Raw genomic sequence first — 15,928 nt, 5'->3', positions numbered from 1 at the left:
TTACTTTGACGTGAAAGCTATACTAGAAAAGCATTATATCCTGTTTTTATTTCCTTTTTTGTCTAAGTCCCGCTAGACTGAACTTCCCCCCAGTGCAAACGTACTATACAAGCCTTCAACCCTTGGTACGTAATAAATCTAGGCTTTATTGCAACTATATTTTTTGTTTAAGTCCCGTTAACTGAAGTATGCTTTAAAGCCTGACTTGGAGAGCTGCTCATTTAAGGATTGCCGTACTACTCAGGCTGTACGTAAACGTTCAATATCTCTCATGGGTGGGGCACTAAACATTCGGGAATATTCGCGGCTGAACTGTGAGGGACTTTCATATCCCACTTGGTAAGCAGCAGTGATAGCATCAAAATCTTCAGTTAGCATTATGCGACGTGCTTCCAACAGTCTTAGCTGCTTTTGATATTGCAGCGGACTCATCGAGGTCACTTGCTTAAAATGCTGGTGAAACGACGAAGGAGACATCTTGACCTGGTTTGCTAAATCCTCGATCCGCAGCGATTGGTTAAACTCAGCCTTGATCAGTTGGATGGCTGACGCAATGCGCTGCATACTGCTGCCGGATGTGGCAATTTGGCGCACGGCTTTACTTTGTTCACCGATAAGCAGACGGTAATAGAGTTCACGCAGCATCATCGGTGCCAGTATCGGGATGTCTTGCGGTGTCTCTAAGAGCTTGACCAGGCGAAGGACACACTCGATCAACGTAGCATCAGCGTTGCTGACACATAGACCTCGGACAGAGTTCTCTTGCTTGGCTGAACTAAAACCCATCTGGGCAACTAAATCACACAGCTGCACTAAGTCTAAGCTCAACTTCAGTATTAAACACGGCTTGTCAGGTGTTGCCTCAACCACACATCCACTGATCGGTAGAGCAACCGAAAGAACTTGATATTGCCCTGCGTGGTATGGATATGTTTCCTCACCCAGCAACATTTCTTTCTTGCCTTGAACGATGAGGGTGAAGCGGGGTTCATTAACACTGTAGGTTGCCGAAGACATCGCATCGGAGCGCCCAAAGCTCAATTGATTGATCGCAGTTGAATGCAAACCGTTGCCCTTGGTGTACCTAATTATTAGGGTTGCGAGTTCTTGGTACTGATTCGTAATCATGTGAGAATTAGAGATTTCAATCATGGTAGGGACTTGATCGCTCAATGCCTTACTCTTGACAATTATAGAACCGCTTAAAACGATTGCTTTGGAGAATTAGGCAATCATCAGCGAGGTTTGTGTATTTCAAGGAAAGCTTTTCAAACTTATGCTGAACTCGTAGCGATCAAAGAAGTGTTCGATTAGGAGAACCGACTGATGCAAACCACCTCCCAACAAATGAAAGCAATGGCTGTTGACGAGTTCGGCGGACCTGATAAGCTGACTTTGCACACCTTACTCGTACCTACGGTAGATGCGGGCGAAGTTTTGATTCGCGTTGAGGTCGCCGGAGTTGGTGTTTGGGACGCGATAGAGCGTGAAGGTGAGCTGGTGTATAACGAAGTCCACTTTCCGCGTGTGCTGGGCGGCGAATGTGCAGGCATGATCGTTGCCATTGGCGACGGCGTTGAGCGTTTTGCTGTTGGCGATCGCGTTTATGTCGACAACTTCATGAATAACAAGGGTGGCAGCTATGCCCAATACATCGTCGTCTCTGAGAAAACTGTTGCGCCGATGCCCAATGGGCTCAATATGTTAATGGCTGGTGGGCTACCCATTGCTGGTCTAACGGCACTCAGTAATTTGCAAGCATTGGAGACGGGCAACGGAACTACATTAATGCTGTGGGGCGCAAGCGGTGGTGTCGGTCACATCGCGCTGCAACTGGCTAAGCGGATGGGCACAAGTGTGTTCGCGATCGCATCAGGTGTAGACGGTGTAGCTTTGGCAAAGCAGTTAGGTGCGGATGAAGCGGTGGACGGACGCAGCGACGACATTGGGCAACGTGCCCACGCCTTTGCGCCCGATGGCTTCGATGCAGCGCTGGTGCTAGTGAGCAGCGACACCGTTCAATCTACGCTGAGTTTGGTGCGCCAGGGCGGGATTATCTCCTTTCCGAACGGCGTAACTGAACCCAAAGTGCCCGACGGGGTGGAACTCAAAAAGGCAAATGCCGATCCGACTTTGTTAACCCTACTCAACCGATTGATCGACATGGGTGAGTTTCAAGTTCACATCGCGCAGATATTTCCACTGGAAGAGGCGGCACAAGCGCAGGATGCGATGAAACAGCACTATCTGGGCAAAATCGTGTTGCGCGTGAGCGGCGAATAAGCACTGATTAAATTTCCAGCTTTTGCAACAACTTTACTCTCAACAAACTCTAACATCATTCATTTTGACATCTTTGCAGGAAAAATACCTATGAATCTCACGGACAACACCATCCTCATCACTGGCGGCACAAGCGGCATCGGTCGTGCGCTTGCCGAAGCTTTCTATCAACGCGGTAATCAAGTCATTATCGCGGGTCGCCGTCAACATCTCCTCGACGAAATCACCGCCGCTCCGGTATGCACGGGATTCAACTTGACGTTCAAGACCCGGCGGACATCGAAGCCTTTGCGTCCCGCATTCGAGAGCAGTTCCCTAAACTCAATGTTCTGATCAACAATGCCGGAATTGGTAAGACGGAAGACCTCACCTCAGATCCGATCGATTTCTCCGTGATGCAGTCTACGATTCAGACTAATGTTGTCGGTGTACTTCACCTCACGGCGGCACTCCTCCCGACTCTCAAACAGCAACCGCATTCAACGATCATCACCACCACCTCTGGCTTGGCTTTCGTTCCCATCAGTCCATATCCGACTTATTGCGCGAGCAAGGCTTTTCTGCATTCTTGGTTGCAGTCCGTCCGCGTTCAGCTTCAAGAAACCTCCGTGGAGATTCTTGAACTTGCCCCACCCTATGTACAGACGGAGCTTGGCGGGGCTAGTCAGGCGACTGATCCTGCCGCAATGCCACTGGCTGACTTTATTGCTGAAGTGATACAGATTCTCAGCACTCCAAACCCGCCCCACGGCGAAATCCTTGTTAATCGTGTCAAAGCACATCGATTTGCTGAAAGGAACGGTGATTATGAGCAAATGTTCGCGAACGGCAACGAACAATGATCAGCGCTGGGAATCTATCGATCAGCAGGAGAAGTCTTTGATCGCACGCAGCGATATCAATGAAAAATGGACTCTCGGAATTGCTTTCGTTAAATCACTAAAAAATTCTTGGAGAAAGTAGCTATAGAAACCATTTGGGATCTATTTTTCCGTCTACAAGTCTTGTACAAAGCCTGATTTCATACTTTTACAGCAATTGCTCTATGATTTCCCACCCTCCGGTTACTAGGTTGTTTAAAACAGCCTTCTCGCAACCCTTATATGTCTAGAAAAAATCCCAAATGGATTCTATATATGTCTGAGCAAAGGAACCTTGGTGGCAATTTTACGCTGCCGAACACTTCAATAACAGTGAAGCCCATAGGTTATGGTGCCATGCAACTTGCGGGTCTGGGCGTATCGGGTTCACTGCGCGATGTGGATGCTGCCGTTGCTGTTTTGCGCGAAGCGATCACGCAAGGCATTAATCATATCGATACGAGCGACTTCTACTGACCTCACATCACAAATCAGATTATTTGACAAGCGCTGCATCCCTACCCAGAAAATTTGGTGATTGTGCCTGGAGAGCAGATGCGCTCTTATCAAGAAGGTTTAGGGCAAATGCCAAAGGAATAATTATTTACAATTGCTGATTTATCTACTGTAATCTTTATGCTTAAAGTATTTTAATGTGGGAACTGGGCTGAACATTTTTGTTTAAGTATCGCTGGAGACAAGATAGCAAGATGAGGCAGTGGTGTCTAAATTTATGGCTTGTGATGTGCAGTGCTTTGTGGATACTCGATTGTGTTCGCCCGATCGCAGCTCAAGTGATACCTGATAACACGCTACTTGCAAGGGAGCGATCACAAGTCTCTAGCAATCCCAATTTCCAAATTGACGGTGGGACAAGGCGGGGTAGCAATTTGTTCCACAGCTTCCAATCGTTTTCTATTCCCAGTGGAGGCTCTGCCTACTTCAACAATGCCGCAGATGTGCAGAACATTTTCAGCCGCGTAACAGGTGGATCGATCTCTAAGATTGATGGTGTAATGCGGGCAAATGGGACTGCCAATGTATTTTTGCTTAACCCCAACGGCATTGTGTTTGGTTCTAATGCGTCGCTCAGTATTGGCGGTTCTTTTGTTGCCACAACTGCCAATACGATCAGGTTTCCTAATGGGGAATTTTTTAGTAGCGATGCAACTCAACCCTTACCCAGTCAACTGCTGAGTGTTAGTCCTAATGCTTTTTTCTTTAACCAACTCAAGCCACAGCCGATTGTCAATCAATCTAATTTTTCTAACACGGGTTTACAAGTTTCCCCTGGACAAAATTTGTTGCTGATTGGAGGGCCGATTCAATTTGATGGGGGACAATCTGGTGGACGGGCAATTAGTTCTGGAAACTATGTTGAATTAGTAGGTGTCGGTGGGTTAGGAACCGTCGGTTTATCGACTGCTAGCTCTGATTGGCAATTAACCATACCCGATGGAGTGACAAGAGCAGATGTTTCCTTAAATAATAGTAGCGGCATTTACGTTGGAGAAGGCAGTGGCAGTATTAGGATTCTTGCCCAAAACATTGATATTTCTCACAGTGAACTCCGAATTGAGATTCCTAGCGATTCGAGATTACCCGATACTCAAACTGGAGAGATGGAACTGAATGCAACTGGCTCGATTGCAATCAGCAATTTTAGCCTCTTGGCAAGCTGGTTGTCTGGACAGGGAACTATGGGTAGCATCAATTTAACAGCGAGCGATCGCATCTCTTTCGATAGTGCTAGTGTATACAATATTGTCATGCAAAGCGGTGTTGGTAACGTTGGCAACATCAACATCACTACGGGGTCGCTTTCGCTTACAGGAGGCGCTACCTTGCAGTCTGAAATAGATGGACGAGGAAATGTAGGCAGCATGAATATCAATAGCCGCGATCGCGTCTCTTTGGATGGTGCTGGTATAAATAGTAGCGTGGCATCAACTGGCATTGGTAACGCTGACGGAATTAATATTACTACGGGGTTGCTGTCTCTCAAGAGTGCCCGACTGTTTTCCAGCACGAGTGGACAGGGGAATACAGGCAGTATGAATATTAATGCCAGTGATCGCGTCTCTTTAGATGGTTATGGCAGTGATGTATATAATCTCGTGTATCCAAATGCCATCGGGAATAGTGGCGGTATAAATATTACTACAGGGTCACTTTCTATTACAAAGGGCGCTCAAATGTTTTCCGGTACGCTGGGACATGGAAATGCAGGCAACGTGAAGATCAATGCCCGCGATCATGTCTCCCTAAATGGTCAGGATATCTATGGAATCGGTAACAGTTCTATCTTCACCCAAGTAGAGCCAGGAGCTGTCGTTCAAGGAGGCGATGTGACGATTGCAACTGACTCGCTGTTTCTGACCAACGGAGGTGCTGTGAATACCGCTAATAATGGTGGGGTAGGCAATGCCGGTCATGTCACCATTAATGCTCGTGATGTACATATCAGTGGCACATCGCCTACTTTTAATGGCAACTACAGTGAGGTGTTTACCTCAGCGCAGCCAGAATCTGTAGGTCAAGGAGGAGACGTAACCATCATCACAGAATCACTTTCTGTTTCCGACCAGGGGAGAATCGACACGAAGGCACAGGGGCAAGGCAATGCCGGAAATATCCAGATCCAAGCGAGCAATACTGTGTTGTTTGATAGCGGAGATGCTACTAGTACGCTCTCACAAGGGGCAATTGGTAGGGGAGGCGATATTAAGATTACTACGCGATCGCTCTCACTGCTTAATGGTTCTCAACTCGCTGCTTCTACCGCTGGATCTGGAAACGCTGGCAATATCTCTGTCAATGCAGACGCAGTGGGATTGAGCGGCGGTGGGCAACTGCTGACCACGACTTCTAGTAACGGTCGTGCTGGCGATATCATAATTAATACTCCAGACCTGCAACTGTCTGGCACAACCAGTGGTCTATTTGCTGGAACTACCAGCGCAGGGAATGCCGGTAACTTGACCATTCAGCCACGAGGGAACGGGCAAAGTGTCCGGGTGAACTTGCAAGACGGCGCACAAATCTCTGCCTCTACTTCTAGCAGTGGTAATGGGGGAAAATTGATGATCGCTGCTCCAGAGTCAATTACTCTCACAGGCGATGGTTCAATCATTGCCGCTGGTACGGGTGGCAGTGGTCAGGGTGGTGACTTAAATCTCCAAACAGGAACCCTCAACATTCAAAATCAGGCACAAGTGACGGTCAGCAGTTCGGGTACAGGCAGTGCAGGTTCCCTGTCTGTGGATGCCAATCGCATCTATCTCAACCAAGGCAGCATCCGAGCTGACACCACAGGTGGCGGAGGAAATATCTTTTTGCGTACTCCGTTGTTGCTACTACGTAATGTCAGTGCTATCACTACCAACGCTACTGGCGAAAATATCCCTGGAGGTGACATTAGCATTGATGCTAAAAATGGTTTTATCATTGCTGTTCCACAAGAAAATAGTGATATCAGCGCTAATTCTAGAGATTTTCGTGGTGGCAATGTAACCATCAATGCTCAAGCGATTTTTGGCATTCAACCTGAGAATGCACCTACCCCAAACAGTGATATTACTGCCACTGGTAAGGATTCTTCTGATAATGGAACAGTGCAAGTCAATACACCTGATATAGATCCCGATAACGGACTAGTGGAATTGCCGATCAATTTTGTAGATCGCTCTGGCTTAATTGCTCAGGGTTGTCCAGCAAATAAAGGTAATTCATTTACAATCACCGGACGTGGTGGTTTACCATCCCTACCAACCCAAGCACTCAGTAGTTATCAGACTGCGACTGTTAATTGGGTGACACTTGACCCGAAAAAACAACAAAACACAGCACAAAGCCAGCAAGTACACACAATTCTACAGAATTCATCTTCACAAATTAATACTCAAAAACCAATACTTAACACCCCAATTGTTGAGGCTAATGGTTGGTTAATTAATGATCAAAATCAGGTAGTACTGACAGCCTTTGCACCAAGTGCTAAAACTACAAACACTTTGACACCAGATACAGCCATTTGCCCTGACGCTGCTCCCAAAACAAGTCATTAAGAGGCTGTAAAGAAACAACTTTTACAATTTGCCATGCTTGATTATAGCTAATTATCAAAACTATGTTGACGGATTATTTCTATCTGGCAATAATCGTAGCATTTCTTCTATACTTGCATCAATACTAGGGATATCAGTTTTTATCTGCCTAATATCAGCTTTTACTTCGCGCATATCCGATGCCAAACCAGTAGCCAAGGTAATTGTCCGAGCGATCGCTGTCTGGGAAGTCCCGATAGTTCCCACTTGAATTTTTAGTTCGGACAGCAATAACATAAATACAGTCTCTTGGATGAGAGCGACCGCTTCATGTTCTCTTAAAATTAAGTGATGCTCTGAACATCTTTTAAAAAAGCAAAAGCCCCGGTGTATAACTGGTAGTATGCCTAAAATCCCTGACTGCACTTACTGTCTGTTGTATGCTCATAACCCCCATCTCGTCTATGCCATTCAGAGTGATCGGGTAGAGAGCGATCGCTGCTTAAATTTTCGAGAAGACCCAAACGCCCCAATTGAGGAGCTATGGCAGCTAGAGGGTGCAAGCTATTACAACGGCGAACTGATTGTACAGCCTGGGCGACGCTGGGGGCAACCGTTTGGGTAGGGTGAAGATAATTTAAATATTACTGTATTCTTATAATCAGTGTTTTCACTGCTAAATACCTAATTAATATGCATCGCTAATACACTGCATGGCTTGTGACAGTCGCCTTGAGTATTGGTTTTGGGTTAGACTTAAGCGGAGCCGGAGACGCTTTGCCTCCGGTGTATGCTGTTTCTTTTTTCGGCGTTGCATAAATGCGGGATGAATCAGTTAAACACGGGTATTTCCTTATGCTTTAAGTAGTAAAGTAGCAAGCGAATTAAGTATTTAAGCATATCTACTGATTTGGAATAGCATAATGTTTTGCGATGTAGATGTGCTAGATAATGACGCAAGCGGGTATTTTCGCCTTCTACTCTGGTCATATATTTTTTACTCACAATTTGGTCTCCATCGGGGATAAAACTTGGGTAAACTTTCCAGCCATCTGTCACATAGAAATAGCTCTTCCACTGTTTAACAATTTTCCATAATGGCTGAAACGTTTCTGCACTATGGTCTCCTAAAACCCAGGCTAAAATACCCTGATTAAAGTGATTTACTGCCGTCCAGAGCCAAATTTGGTTTTTTTTGAACCTATAAATGTCTCTAATTCATCCAATTCTTCAACTTCTGGAATGATATCTTCTTTTGGTACATCTGAAAGTTTTTCTCCTAATTGTTTGACCCAATAAATAGGCGAGGTTTGGGCGGACGGGCTGGAGTACCAATCGTCGTTAAAATGCTCTCCATTGCTTGGGCAACTCTTCCAGGGGTCAAACTAACCAATAACTTTTGCCTTGGCGCTAGCCTCTCCCTTTGGGAGAAGGTAGAGGGTTATCTGCAACGATATCACGCGCTAACCATAATTCCCAAGTCATGATTGGCATCAGATCACTCCAACGCTCACATTGCTTCGGGGTACTTAGTTTTGGAAGAGTCCAGTGTAGACGTTGCTTCAAAAATCGATACCAGTGGTCAACAGTGTAGACAAAACAAATCGTTTTTCGAGCTTGCCATTATCACCTTTGAGATAGTACCAAGACAGCGTAAGGGGAAACTTTAAACCCACAAACTTTCCCTTGCTGTCCGCGTTTGTGCAAACGTCGTAAAATACGCCCGTCAACCAATTTACGGTCAATGCGTACACCAACAATTGCGTGATATTTCAACTTACGTATTCCGTGAAGAAACTCAATGCTGCCAAATGCAGTATCTGTTAAAATCATCACCTTGAAATGTTTGGTTAATTGGCGTTGCCGAACCAAAATATGAATCAAGCGATCGCCTCAAGCTTGCGGGTGCTATGCGCCCGCAGCGCCATTGAGCCATACTTGAGATAATGTATTACTAAATGAATTGAATGTTTAAGCATTTCCTCGGATTTAGAGTCACAAAAAGTTTTCCGATGTAGTCGAGCCAGATAATGCGGAGCCGGAGACGCTCCGCCTTTGGTCTTAAGCGACTATTCTCTCCCTCAACTCAAGTCATATATGTTTGACTAACGATGTGATCTTCATTGCTGATAAAACAAGGATAAACAGGATAACCATCAGTAACGTAAAAATCAGACTGCCAACATCTTATTATCAACCACAAATGTTTAAAAGTTTCCGAACTCCTGTCGCCTAAAACCCAAGCTATAATTCCTGGAATACTGTGATTTACAGCTGTCCACAGCCAATGAGTGTTTTTTTTGAGCCAACAAAAGTTTCTAGTTCATCGATTTGTGTTACTTCCAGTATTTCACTTCTGTAAGGTGTATTTGCTAAAGTGCTAGCCGCTTGCCTCACCCAATTTATAACAGTAGTATGATGTACTTTTTTAACTCTTTCTATCGCCCGGAACCCAGAACCATTGACATACATTTCTAGGCATTCACTTTTAATATCTTCCGTGTATCCTTTGGGATCATAAGATTTGCTCAACTGACGTTTACAGTTGACACATATGTGATGCGTGTTTACCACGTTGACGCCCATTCCCACGAATGTGAGTTAATTCACACCTTGGACATTTCATAGCGATCGCCCTAATTCATATTTCTATTCTGCAACGCCAGTTAATTTCTTAGGTAAGCATTTGACCAGCTTTAAGCCGAACCAGTGCGGGTGAGGTAGTTCCTTTTCCCCTCCAGACACGGAAACTCCACGGTACTCGCCATTCACCAACAACTAAGTACACGACAACCAAATGTAGTCCTCGTTTTCGGTTGTAGACAGGGACTAAATTCTTAAAAGACTTGAATTTCCCAAATTTCTCTAAGGTTGTCAGGTCAATAATGACTTGTAGAATTGGTTTTCGCTCTTTGGGGCGCTGGGACAAAATTTCTTGGATAATACGTATACGAGTTGTACGAATGACACGGCGTGTTGACCAATCATAAACATTCAGCAACCGACTCAAGGCACTAGCTGACTTACTTTTACTATGTTCAGGTAGCGGATGTCCTTGCGCCTCCAAAAATAACCCCAACATCGCTTCTAAGTTTTGTTGTTGGTATGTAGAAGGCATCAACGATAAGGGTGTAAACTAGCTCTTGTCCCGCGCCTAAGAATTGATTCCATTGTTCTTGCTTTTCTATATGCTTTTCACGCCCTTTTTTCTCATATTTCTGGTCATGAATGCAAATCCAGGCACTTTCCGAAGTTAGCGTAGGCCTAGCCCAACCTAGGCATCGCCTATGTTCTTCTATTTTGCGTAATATCATCATTAATAAAGTTATAAAACTTGCTCTCTATTGCGTAAGCTCATTCCTGATAAGAGTGTTAATTTCTTACACGCTGATTTGGGTATTAGTGGTTTTTCCGCTTAGGTGCAAGATATAAGTCACAAGAGTTATTGGTATCTAGCAGCCTATGTCTCCCACAATGCGATCACTTGGACAAACCTATCAAATCGCTTATCGGTTACATAAAAACGATCGCCTATGCGGATTTTTAAACCAAGTAAAGGTACAACTTGAGGATTTGCTGTGTAGGGAATCGCCCAATTACGCCTGATCGGGGTTCTATAAGAACAGTACCGTCAAGCGTTGTTTTCTGCCTGTGGGGTTGCCTAACAAGCACCAAAAAATCGCCCCTCGGTTTGCTGCAAAATACTTACCAATTTTGGGCACGATTTGCGACAACAGTATTTGATTCCATATTGCTTTCTCTTCCCTTTTTTGTATAGCAACCGCCAAGGCGTTTAGGACGTAAGCTGAAAGTAGTCCCTTGTTTGAGAAGCGATCGCTTAACCAATGCCAAAACCCTACAGTTACGACCTACGTCAGAAGGTGATCCAAGCCATCAAACTAGATGGCTTGAAGAAAAGCGGCTAGTCAACTATTTAACATTAGTCGCAACACCATCGACCTATGGTTCAAACGGCTTTGTGAGACCGGAGACTACAAAGCTAAGCTGAATCAGCCACCTGGGAATGGTCATAAGATTACTGACTGGCAGGAGTTTCGTGAGTTCGCTCAGGCACATGGGATAAAACCCAAGTCGAGATGGCAAAACTCTGGAAGGAGCAGATTAGCGATGCCTGCGGCGAGCTACGCTAACGCACTATTTCACGGTCGCTCAACAAGATTGGCTTCACTCGAAAAAAAAGACCTATGGCTATCGCGAACGCGATGAAGCCAAACGACAGGCGTTTGTAGCCCAGTTATCTACCCTACTCCCATCCCAGATTGTTTACGTCGATGAGTCAGGGATGGATAACCGCTCTGGAGTATGCCTATGGTTGGAATCAACTCTTGAGAGCTTCCATGCACTCAAGTCAGGGCAGCGCGAGGGTCGGGTCAACATGATTGCCGCACTGTGTGAGCAAAATCTCATCGCTCCCTTTACCGTTGAGGGAGCCTGTAATCGCACAGTATTTGAGACCTGGCTGGAAACTTGTTTACTTCCAACGCTTGTTACCGGACAGGTTGTAGTGATGGATAATGCCACATTCCACAAAGGTGGGCGCATTGAGCAATTGATTGAGACTGCTGGGTGTCAAGTACTGTACTTACCCGCTTATTCACCAGACCTTAACAAGATTGAGCAATGCTGGTCTTGGTTAAAGAGTCGAATCCGCAAAAAACTTGATCAGTCTGATGTTTACGAGATGCGATTGAGGATGTCTTGCGTTTGGCGTCCTAACCGCCTTGACGGTTGCTATATTTGCAGATAATTCATAAAATATTATTCTTAGTTAAGAATGAAGATGAATAGAGAACGGAGGCGACAGGTCATGAACGACTGGAATTTGCCCTGGTCAGGCTCCTGTCGTTGCTCCCAGATACGGTTTTAGGCGAGTGCCCCGCAAGGCTTACGATGGCTTGCCACTGTACAGGTTGCCAGCGAATGACTGCCAGCGCTTTTTCTTTAAGCGTTGCGATTCCAAGCGTTGGGTTTTCAATACTGAAAGGTCAGCCGATCATCGGCGGTTTGTATGGCGCGACTCGCCATTACTTCTGCCCACACTGCATGAGTTGGATATTTACTCGCCCTAAAGGAATAGACGAGTTCGTTAACCTTCGTGCGACGATGCTGGACGATGCTTCATTGTTCAAGCCTTTCATCGAAACTTGGACGAGGGAAAAGCTGCTATAGGCGACGACCTCTGCGGTTCATAGCTTCGAGACCCTGCCCACAGAAGAAGACTATGCTTCCCCGATAGAAGAATACACCAAGCAAGCATCGAAACCTTTATGATTAGGACTTACGCAAAAACCCTCTCAAACTCTCATTACTCCGTGATCTCTGCGTCCTCTGTGGTTCGTTTTCCGTTACCTGTGCGTAAGTCCTAATGATGACTGGAACTTGAAACCTTCCCCAATCTTCGACTCCTTTCGGGAGCTACTTGCCCTGTTGCATTTATTGATGTGGCGGTTTCCGTTTGGTGTCCAACGTCTTCACTTTCCTTTTTTCCTCTAAGAAATTTTTGGGTATCTATTAACACAAATTACACTTATCCTCAAGCGTAGGCATCGCTTGATTCCATTGTACTTACATTCTTCAAATCAACATTACACTAATCCAGAAGATAGATACATTTTTGAAAAGTTGAAGCACACTGGTAAGAGCAAATTTAACTTCTAAATCATGGTGTGGCAATGTGGCTAAAATATGGTGTAAATGAAGAAGGTATCTTGATATGTATTGAAGATATCAACAGGGATAAGACTTCACTTAAGTGTCCTTACTGTAATAGTAGTCTAACTGCTAAAAAAGATAATACCCGCAGGCTCTAGTTGAGGTTGTAGTAGTGGAGGTTGAGAGTTAGTCATAGTAATGTTTACAATAACTGATATTACCCTTGCTTATTACTCTTCATAAAGTGCTAGCGCATCTATATTAGGGTACAAGTCGTGGGATAGCATACCCGCCTAGCCATCGCGCTTACGCCATCCCACCTTACTTTTTAGCGATGGACTGATACCCGCTTACCTGGGTCTTGCTTTCTTACCCAAACCAAGAATTTCTGCATTTACGGCTCATTTTTGAGCTTGTCTAATGTGTTGAGTTCAAGGGCCAGCAGCTTATTATCGAATAAAGCATGAATCTGTCGATGGCAGGCAGAACAGATATTTGCTGTTGGGCCTGGGTCTTGTTTTTTGTGTTTGGTATTTTGTCGTGGAACCAAGTGATGGACAGTCAAAGATTCCATCTCTCTTTGGCAGAGTTGGCATTGCTGTTGTTGATTGTTAGACACCTGTGAAATTGACTGACTGTTTTACTAAAACTCTATCTAATAGAATAGCTATCACAAAACACATTCTGCACGCGATTGCGTGAGTGCTTGTTCTGCTCCAGGTAACGTTAAAGACTTAGTTTTTCAAGCAAGAAAATCGGTGGTATGCGATCACTCTGTTTTCTCTAAGAAAAAGCTGCCAATCTCTCCTTACTCGGTGCCGGATTCCTGTGAACCTATCTCCCGGACTTTGAATTCTTCCACGTCGGTCAATAAAAGATACTTCCTGATCAACTCTTCATCAAACTCGGCACGGCGATTCATTTTGTTCAGTAACTCTCGTCGTCCCTCTAGCACTTCCAGGTAAATAGATTGATATCCCTTTAATGAGTTTTGCCAAGCGAGATTTGATTCAGAGAGTTCGCGATCAAAAAATTTCAGATCGATTTCGAGCTTCGAGAACAGATTATCCAGGTGTTCGTTTCGCGCACGCTCTCCACCATATTTTTCTTCCAGAAATCTCAGCGAAGCCACTGCTAATTTCTTTTGAATGATGATCTCCTGGTGCTGTTGGGAAATCAGCGTGAACCTATCCTTGAGGTTAACTTTGCTGATCAGCCAGGGAAGCGTTAATCCTTGAAAAACCAGGGTGATTAAAATGACGATAAACGTGATAAAAAGAATAAGGTCACGGTAGGGAAACGGCTGTCCTGCTTGAGTGAGGATCGGGATAGAAAGTGCGGATGCCAGCGATACCACACCGCGCATTCCTGCCCAACCGAAAATCAGCGGACCTCTCCATCCTGGATTCGGGTCTGACACCGGGATAAAACGGCTCATGACTCTCATTAAAACAGAAGTTCCTAAAGTGCAAAGCAGCCTGGTAACAATCAGCACGAAAGCGATGATCAATCCATACCAAACGGCACTGCTTAAACTAATGTTACCAAGCTGCCGAGTGACAAATGGTAATTCGAGTCCGATGAGTAAAAAAATCAACCCGTTCAAGACAAAGACCAGATTATTCCATACATTTAAACCCTCAACCCGGCTGCGATAACTCAGCAAACTATTGCGCTTGCTGGATAAGAGCAGTCCACCACTGACGACCGCTAGCACGCCCGAAACATGGAAGTGTTCGGCAAAATAATACATACAGTAGGGCGTGACCAGTGTTAAAACGATTTCGATGCTGGAGGTTGTGGGTAATAAACGATGAATGCCGTAGAAAATTAATCCGACAACGAGTCCGATCAGGATTCCGATTAAAATAACGAGAACGAAGTTTACGGCTGCCTGATGAAATTGGAACTGTCCGGTGAGGACTGCCGCCAATGCAAAGCGAAACACGATCAGCGACGAGGCATCGTTAAGCAGACTTTCGCCTTCGACAATGCTGACTAGCGATTTCGGCGCGTTGACTTGCCGCATGATCGTCGTCGCGGAAACGGCATCAGGCGGAGAGATAATGCCACCCAAAAGAAAGCCCAGTGCTAAAGTAAAACCGGGAATGATCGCGCTTGAGACAACTGCGATCACGCACGACGTTAAGATGACGATGGGAAAAGCAAACCCGATGATTAGCCCTCGCCATTTCCTAAATTCTTTCCACGATACTTGCCACGCAGCTTCATAAAGCAGGGGCGGAAGGAACATAAGGAAAACGATCTCTGGGTTAATGATGATATTTGAAAACTGAGCAATGAAACTCAGCGCGAGTCCGCCCAATACGAGTACGATCGGGTAAGCCAATCGCAGCTGATCGGCGATCATAACCAGTCCGAGAATGATCAAGATCAGGTAAATATATTGAATGAAAATACCTTGCATCAAGTAAATGTTGAAGTGTTAGACTACAGCTATTTTCAGGCTTTTTGGGGTATTTGGTGTATTTCCCTTTCCCTACAAGGGTTTGACGCTTGTTTTGACCGAAAAAATATTTAAGTCCCGTTAACAGATGATACCGTCACTCACTGCTGTTACTAAAGGTTCCATTGCTGTCAGACAGAGGATTCTTAGTAAATCTATCTAAAATTTAAAGCATTCTAAAAGTTAATTGACGGTTTGAGGGCTTTAAGCGCTCCGACGTATTACTAAACAATTGATCACCTTTATGCATTGAATAGCTTGCTCCTAGCTATTACAACTCAAAAAAATTTTGGACTCTTGCCCCTGTTCCCTTGAATCAAGCGTCGTCGCCTTGCCTGAAAAGGAGTTATTACACTCTCCTGTTTTGTTTGACGCTAGCATGAGAAAAGGTTAAACGATATGGATCAGAAGATGGATTTGCAAGTCCCTGCCCTAAATCTCGAAAAAATCCTCGCTCTGGTCGCCAACCATCTCAACGTTGAGCCAAGGAAGCTTGTGCTGATCGGGAGCATCTCACTTTTGCAAATATAGGTATAATTTGGGGGAAAATAGTCACAATGACAATACTCAGGCAAGTACAATTACTATGAACCCTGAAG

12 protein-coding genes and 4 pseudogenes are annotated in these 15,928 nt (G+C 45.0%); 7 read left to right on the top strand and 9 right to left on the bottom strand.

Features of this window, described 5'->3' with window-relative positions; all coding sequences use genetic code 11:
* Positions 1-240: 240 nt before the first annotated feature.
* Positions 241-1,173: an AraC family transcriptional regulator gene (locus V7K40_RS32780; protein ID WP_334967047.1), complete on the bottom strand. Its 933-nt coding sequence runs from the start codon at positions 1,171-1,173 to the stop codon at positions 241-243.
* A gap of 153 nt (positions 1,174-1,326) precedes the next feature.
* Here V7K40_RS32780 and V7K40_RS32775 point away from each other — a divergent pair, with 153 nt between their 5' ends.
* Positions 1,327-2,283 carry an NADP-dependent oxidoreductase gene (locus tag V7K40_RS32775; protein ID WP_334967046.1) on the top strand — a complete coding sequence of 319 codons (957 nt, stop codon included), beginning with the start codon at positions 1,327-1,329 and terminating at the stop codon, positions 2,281-2,283.
* Between the two features lie 39 nt (positions 2,284-2,322).
* Here V7K40_RS32775 and V7K40_RS32770 read toward each other — a convergent pair whose 3' ends face one another.
* Complete coding sequence (locus V7K40_RS32770) at positions 2,323-2,493, bottom strand: hypothetical protein (protein ID WP_334967045.1); 171 nt, start codon at positions 2,491-2,493, stop codon at positions 2,323-2,325.
* Between the two features lie 29 nt (positions 2,494-2,522).
* Here V7K40_RS32770 and V7K40_RS32765 point away from each other — a divergent pair, with 29 nt between their 5' ends.
* The 3 genes from V7K40_RS32765 to V7K40_RS32755 all read left to right on the top strand — a co-directional run bounded on the left by V7K40_RS32765 (position 2,523) and on the right by V7K40_RS32755 (position 7,210).
* On the top strand, positions 2,523-3,125 hold the full coding sequence (locus tag V7K40_RS32765; RefSeq protein WP_334967044.1) for an SDR family NAD(P)-dependent oxidoreductase: 603 nt from the start codon (positions 2,523-2,525) through the stop codon (positions 3,123-3,125).
* 261 nt (positions 3,126-3,386) lie between these two features.
* The gene (locus V7K40_RS32760; RefSeq protein WP_334967043.1) at positions 3,387-3,620 is read left to right on the top strand and encodes a hypothetical protein; all 234 of its coding nucleotides are present in this window, start codon (positions 3,387-3,389) and stop codon (positions 3,618-3,620) included.
* Between the two features lie 233 nt (positions 3,621-3,853).
* On the top strand, positions 3,854-7,210 hold the full coding sequence (locus V7K40_RS32755) for a filamentous hemagglutinin N-terminal domain-containing protein (RefSeq protein ID WP_334967042.1): 3,357 nt from the start codon (positions 3,854-3,856) through the stop codon (positions 7,208-7,210).
* A gap of 60 nt (positions 7,211-7,270) precedes the next feature.
* Here V7K40_RS32755 and V7K40_RS32750 read toward each other — a convergent pair whose 3' ends face one another.
* Positions 7,271-7,486 carry a hypothetical protein gene (locus V7K40_RS32750; RefSeq protein ID WP_334967041.1) on the bottom strand — a complete coding sequence of 72 codons (216 nt, stop codon included), beginning with the start codon at positions 7,484-7,486 and terminating at the stop codon, positions 7,271-7,273.
* Between the two features lie 106 nt (positions 7,487-7,592).
* Between V7K40_RS32750 and V7K40_RS32745 the strand changes: the two genes are divergently transcribed.
* Positions 7,593-7,814 (top strand): hypothetical protein, encoded by a 222-nt coding sequence (locus tag V7K40_RS32745; RefSeq protein ID WP_334967040.1) that lies wholly within the window; start codon positions 7,593-7,595, stop codon positions 7,812-7,814.
* 206 nt (positions 7,815-8,020) lie between these two features.
* Here the strand turns inward: V7K40_RS32745 and V7K40_RS32740 are convergent.
* From V7K40_RS32740 to V7K40_RS32725, 4 genes and pseudogenes are all read right to left on the bottom strand, one after another.
* Positions 8,021-8,499 (bottom strand): annotated as a pseudogene (locus V7K40_RS32740) (IS1 family transposase); the annotation flags it as partial.
* Between the two features lie 316 nt (positions 8,500-8,815).
* Positions 8,816-9,022, bottom strand: a complete 207-nt coding sequence (locus V7K40_RS32735) for a hypothetical protein (protein WP_334967039.1) — start codon at positions 9,020-9,022, stop codon at positions 8,816-8,818.
* Between the two features lie 47 nt (positions 9,023-9,069).
* Positions 9,070-9,815 (bottom strand): annotated as a pseudogene (locus V7K40_RS32730) (IS1 family transposase).
* Positions 9,816-9,884: 69 nt separating this feature from the next.
* Positions 9,885-10,377 (bottom strand): annotated as a pseudogene (locus tag V7K40_RS32725) (IS701 family transposase); the annotation flags it as partial.
* 657 nt (positions 10,378-11,034) lie between these two features.
* Between V7K40_RS32725 and V7K40_RS32720 the strand changes: the two are divergent.
* Positions 11,035-11,926: pseudogene (locus V7K40_RS32720) on the top strand (IS630 family transposase).
* Between the two features lie 204 nt (positions 11,927-12,130).
* Positions 12,131-12,379, top strand: coding sequence for a GFA family protein (locus tag V7K40_RS32715; RefSeq protein ID WP_334967038.1), 249 nt, complete (start codon positions 12,131-12,133; stop codon positions 12,377-12,379).
* A gap of 877 nt (positions 12,380-13,256) precedes the next feature.
* On the opposite strand, the gene V7K40_RS32710 is transcribed toward V7K40_RS32715, so the two are convergent.
* Together V7K40_RS32710 and V7K40_RS32705 are read right to left on the bottom strand one after the other, a co-directional pair.
* Positions 13,257-13,481 carry an HNH endonuclease gene (locus V7K40_RS32710; protein ID WP_334967037.1) on the bottom strand — a complete coding sequence of 75 codons (225 nt, stop codon included), beginning with the start codon at positions 13,479-13,481 and terminating at the stop codon, positions 13,257-13,259.
* A gap of 189 nt (positions 13,482-13,670) precedes the next feature.
* A complete protein-coding gene (locus tag V7K40_RS32705; protein WP_334967036.1) occupies positions 13,671-15,290 on the bottom strand; it encodes a Na+/H+ antiporter in 1,620 nt (539 codons plus the stop codon).
* Between the last annotated feature and the right edge of the window lie 638 nt (positions 15,291-15,928).

Source organism: Nostoc sp., assembly GCF_036917195.1.
Lineage (GTDB): Bacteria > Cyanobacteriota > Cyanobacteriia > Cyanobacteriales > Nostocaceae > Nostoc.
The sequence above is the reverse complement of the archived record's forward strand: the minus strand, read 5'-3'. Positions and strand labels throughout refer to the sequence as shown.

Bases quoted from the DNA above. Each gene is read 5' to 3' on its own strand.
- V7K40_RS32705 (WP_334967036.1), bottom strand. From the start codon at position 15,290: ATGCAAGGTATTTTCATTCAATATATTTACCTGATCTTGATCATTCTC.
- V7K40_RS32735 (WP_334967039.1), bottom strand. From the start codon at position 9,022: ATGATTTTAACAGATACTGCATTTGGCAGCATTGAGTTTCTTCACGGA.
- V7K40_RS32760 (WP_334967043.1), top strand. From the start codon at position 3,387: ATGTCTAGAAAAAATCCCAAATGGATTCTATATATGTCTGAGCAAAGG.
- V7K40_RS32775 (WP_334967046.1), top strand. From the start codon at position 1,327: ATGCAAACCACCTCCCAACAAATGAAAGCAATGGCTGTTGACGAGTTC.
- V7K40_RS32765 (WP_334967044.1), top strand. From the start codon at position 2,523: ATGCACGGGATTCAACTTGACGTTCAAGACCCGGCGGACATCGAAGCC.
- V7K40_RS32750 (WP_334967041.1), bottom strand. From the start codon at position 7,486: ATGTTATTGCTGTCCGAACTAAAAATTCAAGTGGGAACTATCGGGACT.
- V7K40_RS32755 (WP_334967042.1), top strand. From the start codon at position 3,854: ATGAGGCAGTGGTGTCTAAATTTATGGCTTGTGATGTGCAGTGCTTTG.
- V7K40_RS32715 (WP_334967038.1), top strand. From the start codon at position 12,131: ATGACTGCCAGCGCTTTTTCTTTAAGCGTTGCGATTCCAAGCGTTGGG.
- V7K40_RS32745 (WP_334967040.1), top strand. From the start codon at position 7,593: ATGCCTAAAATCCCTGACTGCACTTACTGTCTGTTGTATGCTCATAAC.
- V7K40_RS32770 (WP_334967045.1), bottom strand. From the start codon at position 2,493: ATGTTGACGGCGACCCGCGATAATGACTTGATTACCGCGTTGATAGAA.